Origin of the sequence: Sphingomonas sp., assembly GCF_042095875.1 — a bacterium.
Classification (GTDB): domain Bacteria; phylum Pseudomonadota; class Alphaproteobacteria; order Sphingomonadales; family Sphingomonadaceae; genus Sphingomonas.
Genome location: NZ_JBELMJ010000009.1, coordinates 1 through 19,811, shown reverse-complemented (window position 1 = coordinate 19,811; position 19,811 = coordinate 1). Strand labels below are relative to the sequence as shown.

Sequence of the window (19,811 nt, the reverse complement as noted above, 5' to 3'; positions counted from 1 at the left end):
TGACCGATGCATCGCTACTAAGCCTACAGGACTTTTTCCAGCGCTAAATTGCATTAGCTCGACAATGTCTCCCGTTTGTTTGTAACGGTAACATCGCAGGAGGAGAGGAATGGCAAGGTCGGCGCGCATGCGCATCGTCGTGGTTGGAGGAGGAACCGCGGGCTGGATGACGGCGGCGACGCTCGGCTGTATCGTCGCCGGACATTTGGCCGACGTGACGCTGATCGAATCGGAAGAGATCGGCACGGTGGGCGTCGGCGAGGCGACGGTGCCGCACATCCGTTTCTTCAATAAACGATTGGGTATCGACGAGGCCGATTTTATTCGGCGGACGCACGCGACGTTCAAGCTCGGTATCGAGTTCCGCGACTGGGGCCGGATCGGCGACAGTTACATTCACCCATTCGGTGATTTCGGGCACGACATCGACGGCCTGCCGTTCCATCAGCACTGGCTGCATGCCGCGCGCTCGGGTGGTGACGTTCCGCCGCTGGAGGATTGCTCGCTGCCGATCGTCGCCGCGCGCGCCAATCGTTTCGCGCTGCCGTCCGACGATCCCCGCGCGATCGGTTCGACCTTCTCCTACGCCTATCAGTTCGACGCGTCGCTCTACGCCGCCTATCTTCGTCGCTACGCCGAGGCGCGCAGGGTTGAGCGTCTCGAGGGACGCGTCGTTCGCGTCGAGGCGGAGGCGGAGCACATCGCGGCGGTGCACCTGAGCGACGGGCGCCGCATCGATGGCGACCTGTTCATCGACTGCTCCGGCTTTCGAGGGCTGTTGATCGAGGGCGGGCTGGCGGCGGGTTACGAGGATTGGTCACACTGGTTGCCGTGCGACGCCGCCTGGGCAATGCCGTCCACCAACGTCGGCCCGCTGACGCCCTATACCCGCGCCACCGCGCGAGAGGCGGGATGGCAGTGGCGCATTCCGCTCCAGCATCGCACCGGCAACGGACACGTCTTTTCGACGCGCTTCACCGACATCGAGCGGGCGCGCGCGCTGCTGCTGGCGAACGTGGAGGGTGAAGCGCTCGCCGAGCCGCGCCTGTTACGCTTCCACACCGGGCTGCGTCGGCGTCAGTGGATCGGCAATTGCGTCGCGATCGGCCTGTCGGCCGGCTTCCTCGAACCGCTCGAGTCGACCAGCATCCACCTGATCCAGCTCGCGATCGGCAAGCTGCTGGAGCTCTTCCCGACCGACGGCATCGTCGATCCCGCGGACGTCACCGAGTTCAACCGTGCGATGGCGCTCGAATATGAGCGGGTGCGCGATTTCCTCGTGCTGCACTATTGCGCCACCACGCGCGATGACACGGCGTTCTGGCGTCACATTCGCACGATGCAGCTGCCGCCCTCGCTCGTCGACAAGATGGGCGAGTTCCGCGACCGTGGCATCGTGGCGCACTACCGCGAGGGCATGTTCCTACCTGCCAGCTGGCTCGCGGTCTATCACGGACAAGGGATCGTGCCCGAGCGCGTTCATCCGCTGGTCGCCGACGCGCCCGCCGCCACGGCACGCGCGCGCGTCGCAGCAGTCGCCGCCGCCTGCCGTCACGCGGCCGCGGCGATGCCGTCGCACGAGGATTACCTCGCGCATCTGGCGGCGGCGTGACGCGAACGGTCGCGATCGTGGGGCGGACGCTGTGCGGCTGGATCGCCGCGGCTGCGCTGGCTCACCAGCTGCCACGCGGTCGCTATCGCATCATCGTCGTCGACACCGACGCCGACAGCGAAGAAGGTGCGCTTGACGGATTCGGCGACTTCGCGCCGGTAATCGCGGTTCCGCCGCAGGCAGCGGCCTTCCACGCCGGTCTGGGATTGGACGAGCACGCCATTCTTCGCGCGACCGGCGGCGGCCACGCGCTCGGCGTTGCGTTCGGCGGCTGGAGAGGCGACGGGGCAGCGGCGTTCCTGCCGTACGGAGAGACGGGCGCGCCGCTCGAAGGTGTCGCCTTCCATCAACTCGTCGCGCGCGTGCGGGCGACCGGGCGCGAAATCCGCCTGGCCGATTACAGCGTCGCAGCACTCGCCGCGCAGGCAGGACGATGCGCACCCGCGTCGATCCCGCACGCGCTGCACCTGCCGACCGCGCGCTACCGCGCGCTCATTCGCGCCGCGGCGTTGAAGGCGGGCGTTGAGCACGCGCCTGCCCCGCTGGCGAGCGCCGCGATCGACGCGGCTGCCATTGTCACACGATTGGCGCTCGCGGACGGCAGCACGATCCCGCCGCTGCTGGTGCTCGATTGCTCGGGCGTCACTGCGCGGATCGCCCAGCAGGTCGCGCCGGCGCTAGAGGATTGGTCTCGCTGGCTGCCGTGCGATCGCCGACACGTCGAAGTGATCGCCGCGAGGGGCACGCCTCCGCCCTACTCGCAGGTGGACGCGAACGACGCCGGCTGGACCGCGACCTGGCCGCTGAATGGGATGGACGTTCGACTAACCTGCAGCGCGAACGGTAGTGGGGAGCGGTTCCGCGCCGGTCGCCGCGTCGACGCGTGGCGGGGCAATTGCGTCGCGCTGGGCGCTGCCGCCGGCATGCTGAAACCGCTTCACCCGACGGCTCTGACGCTGCTGCTCAGCTCGCTCGCGCGATTGATCCAGCTCTGGCCCGCAAATTCCCTCGCCCCGGTCGAGGCCGTGGCATTCAACCGGGCGACCGCGGCGGCATGGGACGGTGCACGCGACTTCGTCGTCGCACATCACAACGTGGCGGGCCGGGCGGGACCGTTCTGGGACGAGCGGCGTGCTGTCGTGATGCCGGAGCGATTGGAAGCGAAGCGCGCCTTGTTCGCCGCGCGCGGACGCGTGCCGATGTTCGACGAGGAACCGTTCGACGAGGCCGACTGGACCGCGATGTTCGACGCACTGGGGCTCGTTCCGCGACGCTACGACGCGCGCGCCGACAGGATCGCATTGACCGCGATCGAGCAGCATCTCGCCGAGCAGCGCACCCGCGCTATCGCCCAGGTCCGTGCCCTGCCCCGCTACATCGACGCCATGGCACCGCTGTGGCGAGCCGCGGCATGACGATCGCCGCACCGATCCGCCGCGTCGTCATCGTCGGTGGCGGGACCGCCGGCTGGATGGCGGCCGCCGCCCTCGCGCGACTGATCCCGCTCGGGACCGACGTAACGTTGATCGAATCGGACGCGATCGGCACCGTCGGTGTCGGCGAGGCGACAATACCGCCGATCCGTAGCTTCAACGCGATGCTGGGCATCGACGAGCATGCATTCCTGGCGGCGACCGGCGGCAGTTTCAAGCTGGGCATCGAGTTCGTCGACTGGGGTGCGATCGGCGAGCGTTACCTGCATCCCTTCGGCGGTCACGGCTTCGACATCGAGGGCGTGCGCTTTCACCATTACTGGCGCCGCCGCGCGGCGGCCGGGGTGGACGAGCCGATCGAGCGTTACTCGCTGTGCGCGGTGGCGGCACGCGCCGGCCGCTTCGTGCCGCCCTCCCCCGACCCTGCCTCGGTGCTGTCGCAGATGGCGCACGCCTACCATTTCGACGCCGGACTCTACGCGCGCTTCCTGCGCGATCGCGCGGAGCGGGTCGGCGTGTCGCGGATTGAGGGCGAGGTTATTCACGTGTCGCTGGACGGTGAGACCGGGCACGTGCGCCAGGTCACGCTGGTCGGGGGGCAGCGGGTCGAGGGCGACCTGTTCGTCGACTGCTCGGGCTTTCGCGGCCTGCTGATCGAGCAGGCGCTGCACGCGGGCTACGAGGATTGGACGCGGTGGCTGCCGTGCGACCGCGCGGTGGCGATGCCGACCGCCAGCGCGGGCACCGCCATTCCGCCCTTCACCCGCGCCACCGCGCGCGCGGCCGGATGGCAGTGGCGCATCCCGCTGCAGCACCGCACGGGCAACGGTTACGTCTACAGCAGCGCGCATTGTTCGGACGACGAGGCGGCGGCGACGCTCGTTGCCGGGATCGAAGGCGCACCGCTCGCCGACCCGCGCGTGCTGCACTTCACCGCAGGGCGTCGCCGCAAGCAGTGGATCGGCAACGTCGTCGCGCTGGGGCTCGCCTCGGGCTTCGCCGAGCCGCTGGAGTCGACCAGCATCCACCTGGTGCAGAGCGGCATCTCCAAGCTGCTCGCGCTCTTTCCCGACCAGGGTTTCTCGCCGGTCGAGATCCACGCCTACAACCGGCTGGCCGAGACGCAGTTCGATCAGGTCCGCGACTTCCTGATCCTGCACTATCACGCGACGCGCCGCGACGACTCGCCGTTCTGGCGCGAGGCGCGCGCGCGCGCGATCCCCGACGAACTGCGCGAGAAGATCGCGCTGTGGCAGCGGCGCGGCCGGCTGTTCCGCTGGGAGGACGACCTGTTCGCCGAGGCGAGCTGGGTCGCGGTACTGCTGGGGCAAGGCGTGGTGCCCGAGGGTTGGGACCGGCTGGCGGACGCCACCCCCGCCCGCGAGATCGATGCCCGGTTCGAGCGACTGCGCGCCCTCTTCGCTGATGCAGCGCACCGCATGCCGCGACACGAGGAGTATCTCGCGCGCCATTGCCCCGCCCCGTTCTCCCGATGACCGCGCCGCGGTCGATCGTGGTCGTCGGGGGCGGCACCGCGGGGTGGATGGCGGCGGCCGCGCTCGGCCGATTGTTCGCGCCGGCGGGAGGCAAGGTGACCCTGGTCGAATCGGACGCGATCCCGACGATCGGCGTCGGCGAGGCGACGATCCCGCCGATCCGCACCTGTCACGCCATGCTGGGCATCGACGAAGACGCGTTCCTGCGCGCGACAGGCGGCAGCTTCAAGATGGGCATCCGCTTCGAAGGGTGGACGCGCGCGGGCGAGGCGTACATCCATCCATTCGGACAGATTGGCACCGATATCGCCGGCACGCCGTTCGCGGCGCAGTGGCTGCGCGCGCGCCTGGGTGGGCAAGCCGAGGCGCTCGACCGCTACTCGCTGGAAGCGCGCGCGGGTGAGGCAGGACGCTTCTCGCGCCCGATCGCCAACGGCGACTCGCCGTTGTCGCGCATCGGCTACGCTTACCACTTTGATGCCGGGCGTTACGCGGCCTTCCTGCGCGACCATGCCGAGCGACACGGTGTCGTCCGCCGCGAGGGAACGGTCGAGCACGTCCAGCCCGGACCGCACGGCATCGCCGCGGTCCATCTGGCCGACGGCACGCGGGTTGAGGGCGACCTGTACATCGACTGCTCGGGCTTTCGCGCGCTGTTGATTGAAGGGGCGCTCGCGGCCGGTTGGGAGGATTGGTCGCGCTGGCTGCCGTGTGACCGCGCGGTGACGGTGCCTTCGCCCAGCGACGCAGCACCTCTGCCGCTCACGCGCGCGATAGCGCATGGGGCAGGGTGGCGGTGGCGCATCCCGCTGACGCATCGCACCGGCAACGGTCTGGTCTACTCGAGCGCGCACCTGGGCGACGAGGCGGCGCGGCGCGCGCTGCTCGACGCGATCGACGGCGAACCGCTCGCAGAGCCGCGCCTGATCCGCTTCGCGACCGGACACCGCCGACGCTTCTGGAGCGGCAATTGCGTCGCGCTCGGCCTCGCCGCCGGGTTCATGGAACCGCTGGAGTCGACCAGCATCCACCTGGTGCAGAGCGGCATCCAGCATCTCGTCCGCATGATGCCGCCCGCCACGCCGACCCCGCCCGCGATCGTCGAACGCTACAATCGCGTCATGTCGGGCGAGTTCGCGCGCATTCGCGACTTCCTTGTCGCGCATTATCATCTGAACGATCGCCCCGAACCGTTCTGGCGCGAGCGCGCGCATGCTCCGATTCCGGACGGACTGGCCGAGAAGCTGGCGCTGTTCCGCGCCGGCGGGCGCATCTTTCGCGAAGCCGACGAACTGTTCAACGAGACGAGCTGGCTGGCGCTGTTCGCGGGGCAGCACGCGAGCGTCGACGCGCACGATCCGATCTGCGACGCGGTTTCCGCCGATCTGGTGTCGCATCGCTTGCAGCAGATCGAGCGAGTGGTCACCGCATCGCTGGCGCACATGCCGTATCATGTCGAGGCGCTGCGTCGGATCGCGTCTGAGCCGTCGGGCTGACGTCATCGGCACCGGCGCCGGTGGTCAGTAGCGAAATACTTCGCCCCTGCCCGTCATCGCTCAGTGCCGTTGCAGAACCCGCAGCAGGTACGCGCGAATGCGCTCGGTTCGCTCCGAACTGCCCGGACCCAGCACGCCGCGCGCGGGCGCGGGCAAATGGTCGCCCGCCCGCGCCGCATCCTCGTCGAACACGAAGTGATCGAACCAGGCGCGCCAGCCCGCCTTCTCCGCCGCCGGGCGGTCACGCACCGCCATCAACGCGTGTACCAGGGCGTTGAAGGCTGACGCGGTGGGATCGAACGCCCACCAGTAATTGCACAATATGTTGAGCGTGCCGAACGCCTGCACGTGGTGCCACCAGATCGCGGGCATGAACAACGCGTCGCCCGGACCAAGGTCCGCCACCATCGCGTGCTGCAGCGCGTCGGCGTATCGCGGGTAGCGCGCCAGATCGGGCGCGAGCGGATCGACCATGCTGGCGGGTGGGCCGGCGAGCGTGCGATCGAGCGGCCCGACGTACAGGTTGCCGACCTGATCGGGCGGGAACAACGTGAAGCGACGCTGGCCGGCGACCACGCAGGCGAGATTGGTCGACCCGTCGTAGTGCGTCGCGGTCTGCGAACCGTTGCCGATCCAAAGCCGCGGCTGCGCACCCCCGAGCGGCAGGTCAAGCGGGTTCGCCGCCTCCCAGCCCGGCAGATGCTCGGGCGCGAGCGCCGCATTCGCGTAAAGGATGTGCCGCTCGTGCTCGGGCACGGTCGCGAGCCGCAGCAATTCGCTCAACAACAGTTCGAGCGGCGCCTGCTCGCGGTGAAAGTTGAAGCCTTCCAGATTGTCGCCGCGGTAGAAGAAGCGACCACGGTACTCCGGCCCCCCGACCAGCACGTCGAGCGGGCGGCCACCGTTGCCGAGGCCGGACAGGTAGGTGGCGACCGCGCGATCACCGTCGCTCGCCGCGCGCACGCTCGCCCAATGCGCCACCTGCCCGCGCAGGATGATGGGTGTCGCGCGCGGATCGATCTCGGCCGCGAACGTCGCTGCGTCGACGGCGGCGCGCTCCTCGACCCGGACGTCGGTGGCGGCAGGATGGTCGATCTTCATGCCTAGCACGTTACCGCAACCGTGCGCCGCGCGCCATACAACCGGATCGATCGTCCACGTGCTCGGAAACGCTTGCGGACCAAGGATGGGCAGCGTTAATGGTAACGCTAACGGATATAAGCGGGGGTGGGATGATCGGTTGGCGGGCGGCGCTGCTGCTAGGCTCGGTAGCGACGGCGAGCGTGGCCGGCGCGCGCGACGCCTCGCCGCAGCACGATCGCGCGCATTGGATCGCGTCCTGGGGCTCGGCGCAGATGGTCGCGGACGGCGACAACGCGCTGCCGCCCGAGCGCGCGACATCGTTGACGCTGCGCCAAGTCGTGCGCCTATCGGCGGGTGGCGACCACGTGCGCGTGCGCTTGTCAAACGCGCACGGATCGGCGCCACTCAGGATCCAGGCGGCACATCTGGCGCTCAGCGCCGCGCCGGGCAGCGCGCGCATCACCGGCGGCAAGCGGCTGACCTTCGCCGGTGCCGCCGCCGCGGTGATCCCGCCGGGCGCCGAAATATATTCCGACCCCGTCGCTTTGATGGTCGCCCCCGGTGCCGACGTGGCCGTCAGCCTGTTCCTGCCCGCGATTGACGGACCGCAGACCGGCCATCCCGGCGCGCGCGCGACGAGTTTCACCCTCCCCGGCAATCACGTCGCCGATCCGGTGATGGCGGGTGCGGCGCGCGCGACGCACTGGTACGTGCTGTCCGACGTCGAGGTCGCGCGCGGCGCGGCGACGATCGTCGCGATCGGCGACTCGATCACCGACGGCTACGGCGTCGCGCCGGACCGCAACATGCGCTGGCCCGACATCCTGGCCGAGCGGCTGCGGGCACGACCGTCGTCGCGCGGCATCGGCGTGGTCAATTCAGGGATCGGCGGCAACCGCGTGCTGCTCGACGGGCTCGGCCCCAACCTGCTCGCGCGGTTCGACCGCGACGTGGTGGCGCGCACGGGCGTGCGCTGGGCGATCGTGCTCGAAGGGATCAACGACCTGGGCGTGCTGACGCGCGACGCACCCGCGACATCGGAGCAGCACGCCGCGATCGTCGCGCAGGTGACCGCCGCCTACGCGCAGGTCGTGCAGCGCGCGCACGCGCACGGTATGGAGGTGATCGGCGGCACGCTGATGCCGTTCGTCGGCAATGATTACTATCACCCGGGTGCCGCGACCGAGGCCGATCGCCAGGCGATCAACCGCTTCATCCGCCGCTCGGGCACGTTCGACGCGGTGGTGGATTTCGACCGCGTGATGCGCGACCCCGCGCGTCCCGACCGCCTGGCGCCGGCGTACGACTCGGGCGATCACCTGCACCCGTCCGAGGCGGGCTATCGCGCGATGGGAGAAGCGGTGTCGCTGACGCTGTTCGACGACGCACGTCCGGCCCGCGCGGTTCGGGGGCGTCGTGGGCGCATCGCCGCGGAGCGGCGCGTCACCGCTGCCACGCCGCCGCGGCGAAGCGCCGCACCGTCGCCGATCCGAAGTTTGATCCTCGCCACCCCCATCGATCGCTGATCCCAGCTCGGAGATAGCCGTGAGCACTGATACTCTCGTTTTCGACCCCGCCGACGCGCTCGGCCCCGATTGGCGCGCGGGCCGCTGGCTCGGGCGGATCGACCGCGGCGACGGGCCGACGCCGGTCATCGTCTCGGACGGGATTGTCCACGACATGGCGATGGTCGCGCCGACGGTGGCCGAGCTGGCGGCGCGCGGCGCGCTCGACCCGGCCGCGGGCGAACCGATCGGCGCGCTCGACGCGCTGGGTCTCTCGGTCGACGCGGTGCCGCGCCTGCTCAGCCCGATCGATCTGCACTGCGTAAAGGCTGCGGGCGTGACCTTCGCCGTGTCCGCGCTGGAACGCGTGATCGAGGAGCGCGCGCGCGGCGACGCGGGCGCGGCGGCCGCGGTGCGCGCGCGGATCGAGGAACGGATCGGCGGCGGCATGGCGCAGGTGGTGCCCGGCACCGACGAGGCCGCGGCGCTCAAGGCAGCCTTGATCGAGGAAGACCTGTGGTCGCAGTACCTCGAGGTCGCGATCGGTCCCGACGCGGAGATCTTCACCAAGGCGCCGACGCTGTCGACGGTCGGCTGGGGCGCGGAGATCGGCATCCGCTCGGACTCGACCTGGAACAACCCCGAGCCGGAGATCGTGCTGCTGGTCGCACCCGATGGTAACGCGGTCGGCGCGACGATCGGCAACGACGTCAACCTGCGCGACTTCGAGGGCCGCTCGGCGCTGCTACTGGGCAAGGCGAAGGACAATAATGCGTCGTGCTCGCTCGGCGCGTTCATCCGGCTGTTCGACGAGCGCTACACGATGGACGACGTCCGCCGAGCCGAAGTCGCGCTGCGGATCGAGGGGGACGACGGCTACGTGCTCGACGGTTCCAGCTCGATGGGCCAGATCAGCCGCGATCCCTTGGAGCTGGTGCGACAGGCGCTGAGCGAGCATCAATATCCCGACGGGTTCGTGCTGTTCCTGGGCACGCTGTTCGCCCCGACCAAAGACCGCGAGGAACCTGGGCGCGGCTTCACTCATAAGGTCGGCGACACCGTGTCGATCAGCGCGCCCGGCCTCGGTCGGCTCGTCAACACCGTGACCACGTCGAAGGCCGCCCCGCCCTGGACGTTCGGCGTCGTAGCCCTTTTCCGCAACCTCGCGCAGCGCGGGCTGTTGTCCGCATGACCCAGGAGCTTTCCTTGCCAAGCAACGACGAACACACCGGCGCCCGTTACCCATCGCTGCGCGACCGGCGCGTGATCGTCACCGGCGGCGGATCCGGGATCGGTGCTGGGATCGTCGAAGCCTTTGTCGCACAGGGCGCACGCGTCGCGTTCGTCGACGTGGCCGAGGGCGACAGCAGGGCGTTGGTCGAGCGGCTGTCACGCCACGCCGCGCACGCACCAATCTTCCTCCCGCTCGACCTAACCGACCTCGACGCGCTGCGCGACACGTTTGCGACGCTGGTCGAGCGGCTGGGCGGGGTCGACGTGCTGGTCAACAATGCCGCCAACGACGACCGGCACGATGTCGCCGAGGTCACGCCCGCTTACTGGGACGAGCGGATGAACGTGAACCTGCGTCACCTGTTCTTCGCGGCGCAGGCGGTGATCCCGGCGATGAAGGACGCGGGCGGCGGCGCGATCGTCAACTTCGGTTCGATCAGCTGGCATTTGGCGCTCGCCGACCTGATCCTCTACCAGACTGCCAAGGCGGCGATCGAGGGCATGACGCGCAGCCTCGCGCGCGACCTCGGCCGCGACAACATCCGCGTCAACGCGATCATCCCCGGCAACGTGCAGACCCCGCGGCAGGAGAAGTGGTACACGCCCGAGGGCGAGGCGGAGATCGTCGCCGCGCAGTGCCTGAACGGCCGCATCCAGCCGTCGGACATCGCCGGCATGGCGCTGTTCCTCGCCTCAGACGATGCCCGGATGTGCACCGGTCACAACTACTGGGTCGACGCCGGATGGCGCTGAGCTACACCGCCGAGCCGGTGCTGCGCGTCGGCGCGACGCTGGGCGAGGGTCCGATCTGGTTCGACGACGCCTTGTGGTTCGTCGACATCAAGCAGCACCGCGTTCACCGCTTCGATCCCGCGAGCGGCGACCACGCCTCGTGGAGCGCACCGGGCCAGGTCGGCTGGGTCCAGCCGCTCGCCGATGGCGGGATGCTCGCGGGGTTGCAGAGCGGGTTGCACCGTTTCGATCCGGCGAGCGGCACCTTCACCTTCGTCGTCGCGCACGAGGCACACCTGCCCGGCAACCGGTTGAACGATTCCACGGTCGACGCGCGCGGGCGGCTGTGGTTCGGCTCGATGGACGATGCCGAGCTGGCGCCGAGCGGTCGGATCTACCGCGCCGATGCCGTCGGCGTCGCGCCGGTGATCGACGGCATCGTCATCACCAACGGCCCGGCGGTCACAGCCGACGGACGCACGCTCTATCACTGCGACACGCTAGGCGGCGTCATCCACGCCTGCGCGCTGGAAGACGACGGCAGCATCGCGTCGACGCGGCCGTTCGTGCAGCTCGACGTCTCGCGCGATGGTTATCCCGACGGCCCGATCGTCGATGCCGAGGGTCACGTCTGGGTGTCCTTCTTCGGCGGCTGGTGCGTGCGGCGCTACGCGCCCGACGGGCGCCTCGACGCCGAGGTGCGCCTGCCGGCGTCCAACGTCACCAAGATCGTGATCGGCGGCCCCGACGGGCGCACCGCCTACGCCACCACCGCCACCAAGGGCCTGTCGCCCGACGAGCTAGCGCGCCAGCCGCGCGCCGGCGACATCTTCGCCTTCGACGCGCAGGTCGCGGGCCAGCCAGCCTATCAGATCACGCATCTGCCCGGTTAAACCGCGAGCGAGTTGCACGAAAAAAAGGGGCGTCGCGATCACCGCGGCGCCCCTTTCTGTGTCGACCGAGCATCCGCCCGGTCGACCGTCGCTCAGCCGGCCATGTCCTCCAGCTCGCGCCCGCGCGTCTCGTTGACCATCGCGCGCACGAAGAAGAACGACGCCGCCGCGAAGAAGGCGTAGCCGGTGTAGGTCACCGCAAGCCCCGGCGAGACCGCCAGCGCGGGGAAGCTGACCGAGATCGCCGCATTGGCGATCCACTGCGCGAAGCCAGACACCGCCAGCCCCGATCCGCGGATCTGGTTGGGGAACATCTCGCCGAGCATCACCCACATCACCGGGCCCCAGCTCGCGTTGAAGAAGATGACGTACAGGTTGGCGGAGACGAGCGCGATCAGCCCGTTGTTGCCCGGCAGCGACACCGCGCCAGCCGCGTCGGTCACCGCGGTCGAGAAGGCGTAGGCGACGATCGCCAGCGTCACCGCCATCCCGGCCGATCCGACCAGCAGCAGCGGCTTGCGCCCGATCCGGTCGACGGTCGCGATCGTGAACAGGCACGCCGCGATCGACAGCACGCCAGACAGGATGTTGATCTGCAGCGCGTTGTCCTCGGTGAAGCCCACCGCCTCCCACAGCACGGCGCCGTAGTAGAACACGACGTTGATGCCGACGAGCTGCTGGAACACCGCCAGGCCGATGCCCGCCCACAGGATCGGGCGGATCTTGCCCGTGGTCTTGTCGACCAGGTCGCTCAGCTTCGGCTTGTGGTGGTCGGCGGCGAGCGAGTTGCGGATCTCGACGACCTTGCGATCGGCCTCGCCCGCGCCGAACAGTCGCGTCAGCACCGCGCGCGCCTGCTCGTCGCGCCCCTTGGCGACCAGGAAGCGCGGGCTCTCCGGAATGACCAGCAGCCCGAGGAAATAGACTGCCGCCGGGATCGCCTGCAGCCAGAACATCCAGCGCCACGCCGCGTAGCCGAGCCAGAACGGCGCGGTCGAGCCGCCGGCGTAGCGCGCGAGCACGAAATTGGCGACGAACGCGCCGGTCAGGCCGGAGATGATCATCACCTGCTGCACGCTGGACAGCCGGCCGCGGATCGAGGCCGGGGTCACTTCGGAGATGTACACCGGCGAGATGACGCTCGCCGCGCCGACGCCCAATCCGCCGATGATGCGCGCGAAGATGAAGATTGCCGATCCGGTCGCCGCACCCGCCAGCAGCGCGCTGAACAGGAACAGGGCGGCGGACACCATCATCACGTTGCGGCGACCGATCGCGTCGGCCATCCGCCCCGCGCCGAACGCACCCACCGCCGAGCCGACCAGAATCGCGCCGACGTTGACGCCGATCCCCAGCCGACCGAGCCCGAAGGCCGCCTCCAGCCCCTTCTGCGTGCCGTTGATCACGCCCGAATCGTAGCCGAACATGAAGCCGCCGATCGTCGCCACCGCGACGATCGCGGCGATGAAGCCGTGGTTGACCATCGCCTCCCCTTCCCGCGGAGTATCCGCCCCCATCATGCGCGTGTCGGTCATCGTCCCTCTCCCGTGTGCCGTTGTTGTCGGCCGTGTCGCCCGATTGTTGAACCTCAGTGATTGTGCCGGGGCGTGCGCGCCGCGATCCCGCGGTACGGCACCGCGAATTCGAGCACGGCGCCGTCGCCCAGCTGCCCGGTCTTCTCGCGGTACAATTCCTCCCATGGCGTGTTGCTCGGCGGCACCGGCGGCGGCGGACCGCCGCGACGGCGCGCGATCTCCGCCTCGTCGACCAGCGCGTCGCAGCGCCCCGCCTTCAGGTCAATGCGGATCGTGTCGCCGCTCCGCAACCAGGACAGCCCGCCGCCGACCGCGCTCTCCGGGCTGGCGTTGAGGATCGAAGGGCTGTCCGACGTGCCCGACTGCCGCCCGTCGCCCAGCGTCGGCAGCGCGGTGATGCCGCGCTGGATCAGGTAATCGGGCGGCTGCATGTTGACGACCTCGGCCGATCCGGGCCAGCCGATCGGTCCGGCGCCGCGGATGACCAGGATGCAGCCCTCGTCGATGTCGAGCGCGGGATCGTTGATGCGGTGATGGTAGTCGTCCGATCCTTCGAAGACGATCGCGCGCGCCTCGAACACGTCCTCCGATCCGGGAGTGCGCAGGTAGCGATCGCGGAAGGCGGGCGAGATCACGCTGGTCTTCATGATCGCGACGTCGAACAGATTGCCCGATAGCACCAGGAAGCCCGCCTGCTCCATCAGCGGCGCGTCAAAGGCGCGGATCACCTCGCGGTCGCGCGCGGTGCGGCCGGCGATGTTCTGCGCGAGCGTCTGCCCGGTGACGGTCAGGCAATCGCCGTCGAGCTTGCCCACGTCGAGCAGCTCCGCGAGCACCGCGGGGACCCCGCCCGCGCGGTGAAAGCGCTCTCCCAGAAAGCGCCCGGCCGGCTGCACGTCGACCAGCAGCGGCAGGTCGTAGCCGACCTCCGACCAGTCCGCCGCGGTGATCTCCACGCCGGCGTGGCGCGCCATGGCGTGGATGTGCGGTTGCGCGTTCGACGATCCGCCGATCGCGGTGACGAGGCGGATCGCGTTCAGGAAGCTCGCGCGCGTCAGGATCTTGGACGGGCGCAGATCCTCGTACGCCATGTCGACGATGCGCCGGCCGGTCTCGTACGCGTACTGCCCGCGCTCGCGATAGGGCGCGGGGATCGCCGCGCACCCGGTCAGTGACAGGCCCAAGGTTTCCGCCACCGCGTTCATCGTCGACGCGGTGCCCATGGTGTTGCAATGCCCCGCCGACGGCGCGCTGTCGGTGGCGCGTTGCAGGAACTCCTCCTCGTCGATCTCGCCCGCCGCCAGCTTGCGCCGCGAGCGCCAGATCACCGTGCCCGATCCGACCAGCTCGCCGTCGTGCCAGCCGTCGAGCATCGGCCCGCCCGACAGCACGATCGCGGGAATGTCGACGGTGGACGCCGCCATGATCCCGGACGGCGTCGTCTTGTCGCACCCGGTGGTCAGCACCACCGCGTCGATCGGGTAGCCGTACAACAACTCGACCAGCCCGAGGTAGGCGAGGTTGCGGTCGAGCGCGGCGGTCGGGCGGCGGCAATTCTCGAAGATCGGGTGGACCGGGAACTCCATCGCGATCCCGCCCGCGTCGCGGATGCCGTCGCGCACGCGCCGGGCGAGGTCCAGGTGAATACGGTTGCACGGCGACAGGTCGCTGCCAGTCTGCGCGATGCCGATGATCGGCCGTCCCGATCGCAGCTCGGCCGGGGTCAGCCCATAGTTCATGAAGCGTTCGAGGTAGAGTGCGGTCATGTCCGACCGCGACGGGTCGGCGAACCAGTCGCGGGAGCGGAAGGGACGGACCGGTTGACGCTGCACGCGATACTCTCCTGCCGGGGCATCGCTGCTTCGCCACCCACCCCTAAGCTGTTATCGCTACCATCAAAACACGGTTCGTCAAGCGGGATGGTGCCTGGGTCGCTGGCGCGGCGCCGCGTCGGATTGACGGCGGATCAGCGTGTAATCGAGCCAGCGATGACGCAGCGACGCATCGAGCCCGCGCGCGCCGCGAATCTCGGACAGCAGCAATTCCAGCGCGGCGCGCGACATGTCGGCGATCGGTTGATGGATCGTCGTCAGCTCGGGCCAGATCGTCGTCGACAAGGTGGTGTCGTCGAAGCCGCACACCGTCAGGTCGCCCGGCACGTCGAGCCCGCGGCGGTGCGCCACCGCGACGGTCGCCGCCGCCATGTCGTCGTTGGACGAGAAGATCGCCGACGGCGGGTCCGCCAGCCCGAGCAGCTCCTCCGCCGCGTCGAGCCCGGAGCGATAGGTATAGAGGCCGTGCGCGATCAGCGAAGGATCGACCGCGATCCCCGCTTCCTCCAGCGCGGCGGCGTAGCCCTCCAGTCGACGCTCGCTGGCCGACAGATTGGGGTTGCCGGTGATGAAGCCGATGCGGCGATGCCCCAGCGCCATGATATGCCGCGTCATCGTCAGCGCGGCCTCGCGGTCGTCGATCCGTACAGCCAGCACTTCGTCGGAGGGCACCCCGCTCGCTACCGACACGGTCGGTATCCTCGCCTCGGCCAGCAGGTCCAGCACGGCGCGCGCCTCGCACAAGGGCGGCGGCAGGACGATGCCATCGATCCGGCCCGCGATCAGGTGCTTGGTCACCTCGATCTCATGTTCGCCGAGCTCGCACTTCTCCACGACGATCTGCACGTCGCTGCGCGCCGCCTGGTCGAGACTGCCGAGCAGGAACTCGCTGAGGAACCCGGCGCTCGGGTTGCTGTACAACAGCCCGATCCTGATCTGGCCCGCGCCCGCCAGGCTGCGCGCCGCGGAATTGGGCGCGTAGTTGAGCGTGGTGATCGCGGCATTGACCTGATCGCGCGTCGTCGGGCGCACGTTGCTCTCACCGTTGATGACGCGCGAGACCGTCATCGGCGACACGCCGGCGAGCCGGGCGACGTCGCTGATCGTGGGTGCTCCACCCGCGCGCCGAGAAACCTTGCCAGCAGGGGGTGAAGAAGGCTGCATCGCGCATCGGTAACGCAAACGCGATCGGTGGCAAAGGTCCCATGCACGCGCGCCGCCGGCCCGTTTCGACACCCTCCGTTCACGCGCTCCGGGCAATGGATTGTGTCTTGCGGCAAGCGCGCGAACGGCTATGATAGCGCTATCTAACGCTCCGACGCGGACAGGTCTCGTCAGAAGATCGCTTTATCAGAGAGGACCCATAACTTGATGCGTTCCCGCTTGCTGCTGCTGTGCGCGGCCACTGCCACCCTCACCTCCGCTGCGGTTATCGCGCAGGCACCCGCCAAGCATGGGTCCAAGACCACCAAGCTCAACTACGGACCCGGCGCGCGCAGCCCCGAGGGCAAGCGCTACCGGTCCCAGCCGCTCGTCACCAGCATCTACACCGCCGATCCGTCCGCGCACGTGTTCAACGGCAAGATCTACGTTTATCCGAGCCACGACATCGAGGTCGCAACGCCCGACGACGATCTCGGCAACCAGTATGCGATGCGCGACTACCGCGTCCTGTCGATGGACCGCATCGGCGGCCCTGTGACGGTCGGCCCGGTCGCGCTCGACGTGAAAGACGTGCCCTGGGCGTCGCAGCAGATGTGGGCGCCCGACGCCGCGTACAAGAACGGCACCTATTACCTATACTTCCCGGCGCGTGACAAACAGCTCGACAAGAACGGGCTCGGCACGTTCCGCATCGGCGTCGCCACGTCCAAGAGCCCGACCGGCCCGTTCAAGGCCGATCCCAAGCCGATCGCCGGCAGCTACTCGATGGACCCGGCGGTGTTCACCGATGCCGATGGCAAGAGCTACATGTACTTCGGCGGCATCTGGGGTGGACAGCTGCAGCGTTGGAAAAACGGCACATTCGATTCGAACGGGTCCGACACCGACCTGATGCAGGACGACAAGCCCGCGATTTCGGGCAGGATCGCCCGGCTTAACCCGGACATGAAGAGCTTCGCCGAGACGCCGCGTGAGGTGCAGATCCTCGACGAGAGCGGCAAGCCCGTGCTCGGCGGCGACCATGAACGGCGCTTCTTCGAAGCCTCCTGGGTCTTCAAGCGCGGCAAGACCTATTACTACACCTACTCGACCGGCGACACGCACTTCCTGAACTACGCCACCGGCAGCAACCCCTACGGCCCGTTCACCTACCGGGGCCACATCCTGAAGCCGGTGCAGGGCTGGACCACGCACCACTCGATCATCGAGCATGGCGGCAAATGGTGGCTGTTCTACGCCGACACGCAGCTGAGCAATAAGAACCACCTGCGCAACGTTAAGGTCACCGAGCTGAAGTTCGCGCCCGACGGCTCGATCCCCACCAGCGACCCGTTCCTGAACTGATGTTCCTCGGCATCGATATCGGCACCTCCGGCGTGAAGGCCGTGGTGCTGGACGAGGCGGGCAGCGTCGCGGCGCAGGGCGTGGCGGCGCTGACCGTCCAGCGCCCGCAGCCCTTGTGGTCCGAACAGGACCCGGCGGCGTGGTGGAACGCGACGGAGGCCGCGGTGCGCGCGATCGATCCGGCGATCCGGCGGTCGGTGCGCGGCATCGGGCTCGCCGGGCAGATGCACGGCGCGACGCTGCTGGGTGCCGACGATCAACCGCTACGCCCCGCGATCCTGTGGAACGACGGGCGCAGTGCCGCCGAGTGCGCCGAGCTGGAACGCGCGGTGGCCGATCTGCGCCGGATCGCCGGCAACATCGCGATGCCCGGCTTCACCGCGCCCAAGCTCGCCTGGGTCCGCCGCCACGAACCCGACGTGTTCGCGCAGATCGCCACCGTCCTGCTGCCGAAGGATTACGTCCGGCTGCTGATGACCGGCGACAAGGCGTCCGACCTGTCCGACAGTGCGGGCACGCTGTGGCTCGACGTCGCCGCGCGCGCGTGGAGCGACGAACTGCTCGCCGCCTGCGGGCTGACGCAGGCGCAAATGCCCGCGCTGTTCGAGGGATCGCAGATCACCGGGACGCTGCTCGCCGACGTGGCGGAGCGCTGGGGCATGCCGCGCGTCCCGGTCGCGGCGGGCGGCGGCGACAATGCGGCGGGCGCGGTCGGCGTCGGCGTGGTGTCGGACGGCGACGCGCTGCTGTCGCTCGGCACCTCCGGCGTAATCTTCGTCGCGACCGACGATTTCCGCCCCAATCCGGCGCGCGCCGTTCACGCCTTCTGCCACGCACTGCCGGGATTGTGGCACCAGATGTCGGTACATCTGTCGGCCGCGTCGTGCATCGACTGGGTCGCGCGCCTCACCGGAGCGGCGGGCGCCGCCGAGCTGTTCGCGCGCGCCGAGGCGGCGGGGCCGGCGAGCGGACCCGAGCTGTTCCTGCCGTATTTGTCGGGTGAGCGCACGCCGCACAACGACCCCGCGGTGCGCGGCGCCTTCCTGCGGCTCGATCACGACAGCGACGCCGGACGCCTGTCGCAGGCGGTGCTCGAGGGCGTCGCCTTCGCGCTGGCCGACGGGCTCGCCGTGCTGCGCGAGGCGGGCACGGTGGTTGAGCGCCTGTCGGTCATCGGCGGCGGCGCGCGGTCGCGCTACTGGGGACAGGTGCTCGCCGCCGCGATGGAGGTCGAGCTCGTCTATCTCCACGGCGGCGAGGTCGGCCCCGCGCTCGGTGCCGCGCGGCTGGCGCAGCTCGGCGTCGACGGCGGCGATCCCGCAACCGTCTGCACCGCACCGCCCGTGTCGCACAGCATCAAGCCCGACCCTGCCCTCGTCGCGGCGCTGGCCGAGAAAAAGGCCGCGTTTCGCGACGCTTATCCTCGTATCACATCCAAGTCCTAGGAAGTCTCCATGTCCGATTTCTTCGCCGACATTCCTCAGATCACGTTCGAAGGTCCCGACAGCACCAACGAACTCGCCTACCGTTACTACGACAAGAACCGGGTCGTCATGGGCAAGACGATGGAGCAGCACCTGCGCTTCGCCGCCTGCTTCTGGCACACCTTCTGCTGGCCGGGCTCCGACGTGTTCGGCGGCGGCACGTTCAACCGCCCGTGGCACGCCGGCGCCAACGACAGCGCGGCCGCCGCGTCCAAGCGTGAGGTGGCGTTCGACTTCTTCCAGAAGCTCGACATCCCCTTCTACTGCTTCCACGACGTCGACGTGATGGCCGATGCCGCGAACGTCGCCGAGCATCGCCGGTTCTTCGCCGAGGCCGTCGACCATCTCGAGCAGTTGCAGGCCTCGTCGGGCCGCAAGCTGCTGTGGGGCACCGCCAATGCGTTCAGCCACCCGCGCTACGCCGCCGGCGCGTCGACCAACCCCGACCCGGAAGTGTTCGCCTTCGCCGCGATGCAGGTGCGCGACGCGCTCGAAGCGACGCACCGGCTGGGCGGCGAGAATTACGTGCTCTGGGGCGGTCGCGAGGGTTACGAGACGCTGCTCAACACCGACCTGAAGCGCGAGCTCGACAATTTCGGCCGCTTCCTCAACCTGGTGGTCGAGCACAAGCACAAGATCGGGTTCACAGGCACGATCCTGATCGAGCCGAAGCCGCACGAGCCGACGAAGCACCAGTACGACTTCGACACCGCGACGGTGTACGGCTTCCTCAAGCGCTACGGGCTCGAGAACGAGGTGCGCGTCAACATCGAGGCCAATCACGCGACCCTGTCGGGCCACACGTTCGAGCACGAGATCGCCACCGCGGGCGCGCTCGGCATCTTCGGCTCGATCGACGCCAATCGCGGCGATCCGCAGAACGGCTGGGACACCGACCAATTCCCCAATTCGATCGAGGAACTGACGCTCGCGATGGTGGAAATCATCCGCGCCGGCGGGTTCACGACC

General features: G+C 69.2%; 15 protein-coding genes. 11 read left to right on the top strand and 4 right to left on the bottom strand.

The genetic code is table 11. From position 1 onward, the window contains the following. Positions 1 to 127: 127 nt before the first annotated feature. Genes ACFDS6_RS05235 through ACFDS6_RS05220 form a run of 4 tightly spaced genes read left to right on the top strand, consistent with a single transcriptional unit; the run spans position 128 to position 6,037 of the window. Positions 128 to 1,612: a tryptophan halogenase family protein gene (locus ACFDS6_RS05235; RefSeq protein ID WP_375271059.1), complete on the top strand. Its 1,485-nt coding sequence runs from the start codon at positions 128 to 130 to the stop codon at positions 1,610 to 1,612. Next, on the top strand, positions 1,609 to 3,027 hold the full coding sequence (locus ACFDS6_RS05230) for a tryptophan 7-halogenase (protein WP_375271058.1): 1,419 nt from the start codon (positions 1,609 to 1,611) through the stop codon (positions 3,025 to 3,027). Before ACFDS6_RS05235 ends, ACFDS6_RS05230 begins: the two co-directional genes overlap by 4 nt. After that, entirely contained in the window at positions 3,024 to 4,541 is a 1,518-nt protein-coding gene (locus ACFDS6_RS05225; RefSeq protein ID WP_375271057.1) for a tryptophan halogenase family protein, read from the top strand. The genes ACFDS6_RS05230 and ACFDS6_RS05225 overlap by 4 nt, the downstream gene beginning before the upstream one ends. Further along, complete coding sequence (locus tag ACFDS6_RS05220) at positions 4,538 to 6,037, top strand: tryptophan halogenase family protein (RefSeq protein WP_375271056.1); 1,500 nt, start codon at positions 4,538 to 4,540, stop codon at positions 6,035 to 6,037. Before ACFDS6_RS05225 ends, ACFDS6_RS05220 begins: the two co-directional genes overlap by 4 nt. Positions 6,038 to 6,097: 60 nt before the next feature. Here ACFDS6_RS05220 and ACFDS6_RS05215 read toward each other — a convergent pair whose 3' ends face one another. Next, on the bottom strand, positions 6,098 to 7,138 hold the full coding sequence (locus tag ACFDS6_RS05215) for a cupin-like domain-containing protein (protein WP_375271055.1): 1,041 nt from the start codon (positions 7,136 to 7,138) through the stop codon (positions 6,098 to 6,100). 131 nt (positions 7,139 to 7,269) lie between these two features. Here ACFDS6_RS05215 and ACFDS6_RS05210 point away from each other — a divergent pair, with 131 nt between their 5' ends. From ACFDS6_RS05210 to ACFDS6_RS05195, 4 genes are read left to right on the top strand one after another with little or no spacing between them, the layout of a single operon-like run. Continuing rightward, the gene (locus ACFDS6_RS05210; protein WP_375271054.1) at positions 7,270 to 8,646 is read left to right on the top strand and encodes an SGNH/GDSL hydrolase family protein; all 1,377 of its coding nucleotides are present in this window, start codon (positions 7,270 to 7,272) and stop codon (positions 8,644 to 8,646) included. A gap of 19 nt (positions 8,647 to 8,665) precedes the next feature. Then, entirely contained in the window at positions 8,666 to 9,817 is a 1,152-nt protein-coding gene (locus ACFDS6_RS05205; RefSeq protein ID WP_375271053.1) for a fumarylacetoacetate hydrolase family protein, read from the top strand. 14 nt (positions 9,818 to 9,831) lie between these two features. After that, positions 9,832 to 10,611, top strand: coding sequence for an SDR family NAD(P)-dependent oxidoreductase (locus ACFDS6_RS05200; RefSeq protein ID WP_375271052.1), 780 nt, complete (start codon positions 9,832 to 9,834; stop codon positions 10,609 to 10,611). After that, complete coding sequence (locus ACFDS6_RS05195) at positions 10,602 to 11,483, top strand: SMP-30/gluconolactonase/LRE family protein (protein WP_375271051.1); 882 nt, start codon at positions 10,602 to 10,604, stop codon at positions 11,481 to 11,483. Before ACFDS6_RS05200 ends, ACFDS6_RS05195 begins: the two co-directional genes overlap by 10 nt. Positions 11,484 to 11,575: 92 nt before the next feature. Here the strand turns inward: ACFDS6_RS05195 and ACFDS6_RS05190 are convergent, their stop codons facing one another. The 3 genes from ACFDS6_RS05190 to ACFDS6_RS05180 form a co-directional block, all read right to left on the bottom strand. After that, complete coding sequence (locus ACFDS6_RS05190) at positions 11,576 to 13,018, bottom strand: sugar porter family MFS transporter (protein ID WP_375271050.1); 1,443 nt, start codon at positions 13,016 to 13,018, stop codon at positions 11,576 to 11,578. A 53-nt stretch (positions 13,019 to 13,071) separates the two neighbouring features. Continuing rightward, positions 13,072 to 14,850, bottom strand: a complete 1,779-nt coding sequence (locus tag ACFDS6_RS05185) for an IlvD/Edd family dehydratase (RefSeq protein WP_375271049.1) — start codon at positions 14,848 to 14,850, stop codon at positions 13,072 to 13,074. 78 nt (positions 14,851 to 14,928) lie between these two features. Next, entirely contained in the window at positions 14,929 to 16,014 is a 1,086-nt protein-coding gene (locus ACFDS6_RS05180; RefSeq protein ID WP_375271048.1) for a LacI family DNA-binding transcriptional regulator, read from the bottom strand. A gap of 207 nt (positions 16,015 to 16,221) precedes the next feature. On the opposite strand from ACFDS6_RS05180, the gene ACFDS6_RS05175 reads away from it, so the two are divergent. From ACFDS6_RS05175 to xylA, 3 genes are all read left to right on the top strand, one after another. Beyond that, positions 16,222 to 17,358 (top strand): glycoside hydrolase family 43 protein, encoded by a 1,137-nt coding sequence (locus tag ACFDS6_RS05175; protein WP_375271106.1) that lies wholly within the window; start codon positions 16,222 to 16,224, stop codon positions 17,356 to 17,358. Continuing rightward, positions 17,358 to 18,803, top strand: coding sequence for a xylulokinase (gene xylB / locus ACFDS6_RS05170; RefSeq protein WP_375271047.1), 1,446 nt, complete (start codon positions 17,358 to 17,360; stop codon positions 18,801 to 18,803). Before ACFDS6_RS05175 ends, xylB begins: the two co-directional genes overlap by 1 nt. 9 nt (positions 18,804 to 18,812) lie before the next feature. Continuing rightward, the coding region (gene xylA, locus ACFDS6_RS05165; protein WP_375271046.1) for a xylose isomerase at positions 18,813 to 19,811 on the top strand (999 nt) is incomplete at its 3' end.